Below are 3,552 nucleotides of genomic sequence, written 5' to 3'. Positions count from 1 at the left end.
CGATGCCCAGATCGCGCGGTTGGAGCGGGAGTTGGAGCGTGGTCCGCTGGCCCACGGCTGGGAGGACCAGCGGTGGACTCTGGCACGGGCGGCGAAACGGGTCCCGGTGGAGATAGAAGGTCTGCGCGCCGTCCAGCGCCGCGAGCGCCACGCAGCAGTGCATGCCCTGTATGACAAGGGAGTTGGAATATCCGCTATCGCGGAGGCACTGGGCCTGGACCGCAAGACGGTCCTCCGCTACGCCCACGCGGCCACCGCCGAGGATCTGCCCGCCGGCACCGGCAAGCGCGGGAACCGCGTCCAGCCCTACCTCGGCTACCTGCACCAACGCTGGAACGAGGGATGCACGGACGCCGTCCGGCTCTGCACCGAGATCCGCACCATGGGCTATCGCGGCAGCGATCGCACCGTCCGCCGCCACCTGCAGTCCCTGCGCGCCAGCGGCAAGCCCGCCCCGGCCGTCACGCCGGACCTGACCGTCCGCCGAGCGACGCGGCTGATCACCAGCCATCCGGACCGGCTCGACAAGAACAGCACCCTCAAACTCAAGGAACTGCTCGCCCGCTGCCCCGAACTCGGCAGTGTCGCGGACTGCGTTCCGTACCTTCGCCACGATGATGACCGAGCGCCAGGGCCAGGACCTCGCCGACTGGCTCGAACAGGCCGAGGCGACCGGCTTCCAGCCCCTGTGCAGCCTGGCCCGCGGCCTCCGCCAGGACTTCGATGCCGTCACCGCCGGCCTCACCCTGGAGTGGAACTCCGGTCGCGTCGAGGGCAACGTGAACCGCATCAAACGGGACGGATACGGCCGCGCCAGCTTCGACCTCCTCCGCCTCCAGATCCTCCACGCAGACTGATCAGGGTGACGCCCAGTCATCGCTCCACAGAGAGTGGATCAGAACCGCTTGTCACGACCGCTGTCAATCCCGGCCCTGGCCGACCTGGCCTACACTGGCGCGGGCGGGACATTCGCCATGCCGATCAGGCGAAAGCCCGGCAAGGAGCTCACCCCAGGACAGAGATCGCTGAACCGGGCCCACGCCCGGTTCCGCTACCCCGTCGAACGCGATGTAGCCACCCTCAAACGCTGGCGGATCTTCCGCCACGCCCGCTGCAGCCCGAACTGGCGGACGTCAGCGGCCAAAGCTGTCCTCACCCTGGAGCTGCAACGCTGAAAAGGCTCAGTGCTTCAGCTGCCATTTGGTTGCGATCACTGCCGCCTCGACACGCGACTGGATGCCGAGCTTCAGGAGGATACGGGCCACGTGCTCCCGGGCGGTCCGCTCCGTGATCCCCAGCTCGCTGCCTATCTTCCGGTTCGTCATCCCATCGGCGACAAGGTGCAGGACCTCCAGCTCACGCTTGCTGAGCGACTCCAGGTGGGAACTTCGTCCCGTCGGCTGCTGAACATCCGTACTGCGTCGTGCTGCTGGCATTGAATCCCCTTAGTTATGGGAAGCGATCGCTCGATGATCTGGCAGGTCGGGCCGGACCGCGGCCAGGGTCGTCGTGGCGGCGGGCGAACTGCCCCTCGCGGCCCGCGGCCCGCAAACTTCCGTCTGCGCGTGTTTGTTTCTGTTCGATCTTGAGTATTTGTATCCGAGTCGGATCATGTCAAGGCAGTGCATGAGGCGTCATCTCGGACATGCTGCGGCGAGCCCGCTAGGAGGCTCGCGTCTTCTGCCCCGGAGGCAGTCGGGATGGATAGGGCGGAGGCGACCAGCAGCCGCACGGCGGTCGAACGGGAGACCGCCGCGGCCATGCCGACGGGAGGCGGGCGCTCCCCCGGCCCGCCAACTCCTTCACCACCTGGCCGAGTTGGTCGGCAATTCGGCGTATGCACCGCCGGTAGCGATCGATCAGGCCGGGGATCTGCTCGCGGAGCGTCGGCCGCGGACAGCCCAGAACCGGGCAGAACAAGCGCCGAATCCCAGTGACATCAAGACCCGCTCCACCACCCGCGGGCGCATCCGCGACCAGGCGGTGGCGGAAGCCGTGCACGCACTACTACCGGCCGACAGCCGGTGGCCGCATCTAGCTGACGACACCCACGAGGTACTTCGACTGCTGCCATGAATGATGACGCCCAACTCCACAACGCAGGGCCGCGCCGCCCCGCTGCGTCGGCGCAGCTTCTCCCCTTGGAGACCCTGCCCCAGGTCTGGGGGCAGGGTCAGCCCCCGATCGGTGCTGACCCGAAGCGATAAATGCAAGTTCTACTCCGCCGCGTCTCGGGATGCGGCAGCGGCCTGCAGGGCCAGCCACCGCACCGTCGGGGTGCCATGAGCCTCATCCTTGCACGGAGTCTAGGAGGCATTAAATAACTTCGGCAAGTATGAATTTAAGCCCTTTCGGGGCTGACGAAGGCCTCACGGACCGAGGTGACGATGGCACGCACGGGCACTGGCAAGTTCCTTGGCACCTTTGCTATATGAAGTCGCATCAGGCACCGTTTGCCCCGTCATGACGTGTCGCCTGGTACTGAAATTGAAGTCGTGATGTCGGTCTGAAGGTGGTCAACCGTCCATGATCTGGCCGGTGGTGGTGAGGCATCCATCGATGAGGTGGGGGCGGTACCGGATCTGCTTCAGGCTGCGCCTGACGGCTCGGGCGAGCTGGTCGAGGTTGGCTGCGGCGAGGTTGCCGATGGTGCGCTTGACCAGCGACCAGATCCCCTCTTACGGGTTGAGGTCCGGTGCATAAGAAGGGAGTTGGAAGACAGTCAGCCAGCCTCTGCTCGCCTCGATGAACTCCTGCATCGGCGGCATCAGGTGGGCGCGCAGGTTGTCCCACATGAGCACGATCGGGCCGCCCAGCTGGATGTGCGCGCAGATGAGCAGGTCCCGGTAGTCCTGCCAGGTCAAGCCCTTCTTCTCGCCCTTGCGGCCACGGTAGACATGGAAGCTGTAGAACATCCGGGACCGTTGACCGGGTTTGTAGCAGCTCAGTCCCGCCATGGAGACCCGGCTGGCTCCCCGGCCGCGCACCCGCACGACCGGGGTGCAGCCGATCCTGCCCCAGGTCCTGGCAGGCGACGGCCTCATCGACTGGTTCAGCCAAGATTTTCGTGATGCGGTGACGAAGCGTCATGCGAGTAGGACGCGCTTGCGCAGGAGTGGTAATGCGGCGCGTCCATACATTTGCCGTTTGAGCATCTTGATCCGGTTGACGTGGCCTTCGACCGGGCCGCTGCTCCACGGCAGGGTGAGGCCGGCGGTGACGGCGTCCTGGTCGCGTTCGAGTCCGTCAGCGAAGGCATGCAGGTGAGGTAGGTCGTCGGCGCGGATCGCGGAGATCCAGGCGGGAAGGTCGGTGCCGGTGCGGTCGCAGATCATGCGGGCGAAGGCATGGACGTGGTTACGCACGGCCGTCAGTTCGGGGCAGTGCGAGAGGACATCGTCGAGGAGACGTGAGCTGCCCCGACTTTCGTGGAGTCCGCGATCGTGTGATCAAGCGGCTTGCGGGTGTTGCTCCAGTCCCGTCCAGTACGCCTGCTCGTACTCGTCGGGCGGCATGTAGCCGAGGGCGGAGTGGAGGCGCTCGCTGTTGTAC

General features: G+C 66.1%; 4 protein-coding genes and 2 pseudogenes. 2 read left to right on the top strand and 4 right to left on the bottom strand.

The genetic code is table 11. From position 1 onward, the window contains the following. Nucleotides 1-613: hypothetical protein (locus ACIOJE_RS41160; protein ID WP_400783806.1), on the bottom strand; the 613-nt coding region annotated here is incomplete at its 3' end. Nucleotide 614: 1 nt separating this feature from the next. On the opposite strand from ACIOJE_RS41160, the gene ACIOJE_RS41155 reads away from it, so the two are divergent. Both ACIOJE_RS41155 and ACIOJE_RS41150 read left to right on the top strand, forming a co-directional pair. After that, the gene (locus ACIOJE_RS41155; RefSeq protein ID WP_348534212.1) at nt 615-857 is read left to right on the top strand and encodes a transposase; all 243 of its coding nucleotides are present in this window, start codon (nt 615-617) and stop codon (nt 855-857) included. Between the two features lie 69 nt (nt 858-926). Next, a pseudogene (locus tag ACIOJE_RS41150) lies at nt 927-1,175 on the top strand (transposase family protein); the annotation flags it as partial. 6 nt (nt 1,176-1,181) lie between these two features. Here ACIOJE_RS41150 and ACIOJE_RS41145 read toward each other — a convergent pair. From ACIOJE_RS41145 to ACIOJE_RS41135, 3 genes and pseudogenes are all read right to left on the bottom strand, one after another. After that, complete coding sequence (locus ACIOJE_RS41145) at nt 1,182-1,436, bottom strand: LuxR C-terminal-related transcriptional regulator (RefSeq protein ID WP_280686370.1); 255 nt, start codon at nt 1,434-1,436, stop codon at nt 1,182-1,184. Between the two features lie 1,242 nt (nt 1,437-2,678). Further along, a complete protein-coding gene (locus ACIOJE_RS41140) occupies nt 2,679-3,044 on the bottom strand; it encodes a transposase (RefSeq protein WP_348534211.1) in 366 nt (121 codons plus the stop codon). A 42-nt stretch (nt 3,045-3,086) separates the two neighbouring features. Beyond that, a pseudogene (locus ACIOJE_RS41135) lies at nt 3,087-3,404 on the bottom strand (transposase); the annotation flags it as partial. Nucleotides 3,405-3,552: the final 148 nt, after the last annotated feature.

Origin of the sequence: Kitasatospora sp. NPDC087861 (assembly GCF_044742585.1) — a bacterium.
Classification (GTDB): domain Bacteria; phylum Actinomycetota; class Actinomycetes; order Streptomycetales; family Streptomycetaceae; genus Kitasatospora.
This window is presented reverse-complemented; position numbering and strand designations above follow the sequence as displayed.